Source organism: Streptomyces sp. SID13726, assembly GCF_010548375.1.
In the GTDB taxonomy this organism is placed as follows: domain Bacteria; phylum Actinomycetota; class Actinomycetes; order Streptomycetales; family Streptomycetaceae; genus Streptomyces.
In genome coordinates this window covers 1-434 of record NZ_JAAGLY010000485.1, presented here as the reverse complement: position 1 = coordinate 434, position 434 = coordinate 1, and the positions used below count along the sequence as shown (strand labels likewise).

Sequence of the window (434 nt, the reverse complement as noted above, 5' to 3'; positions counted from 1 at the left end):
CGAACGAGGTTCTTCCACATGTCACAACCCCTGGGCTTCCAGGACAAGGTCGCCTTCGTGTGGAAGGTCGCGGACAAGCTCCGCGGTAGCTTCAAGCAGCACGAGTACGGCTCGATCATGCTCCCGCTGCTCGCGCTGCGGCGGCTCGACGCCGTGCTGGAGCCGACGAAGGCGGCCGTCCTGCGACAGGTGGCGTCCTACGGCGACAAGACGCTCGGGCCCGGTGAGGACTTCATCCTCCAGGGCATCGCGAAGGTGCCGTTCTACAACACGTCGCCGCTGACGTTCCGCACCGTGCTTGCTGACGACAAGAACGTCGCGGACAACCTGCTCGCGTACGTCAACGCGCTCTCGCCGTCGGCGCTGCAGATCATGGAGCGGTACGACCTGGCGCCGAAGGTCGTACGCATGGACGCGGCGGGGGTCCTCTACCA

At 65.7% G+C, this 434-nt stretch carries 1 protein-coding gene; it reads left to right on the top strand.

The window, feature by feature from the left end; translation table 11 throughout:
- Nucleotides 1-18 precede the first annotated feature (18 nt).
- A partial coding sequence (locus G3I78_RS48715; protein ID WP_164437073.1) for a type I restriction-modification system subunit M N-terminal domain-containing protein occupies nt 19-434 on the top strand: 416 nt, incomplete at its 3' end.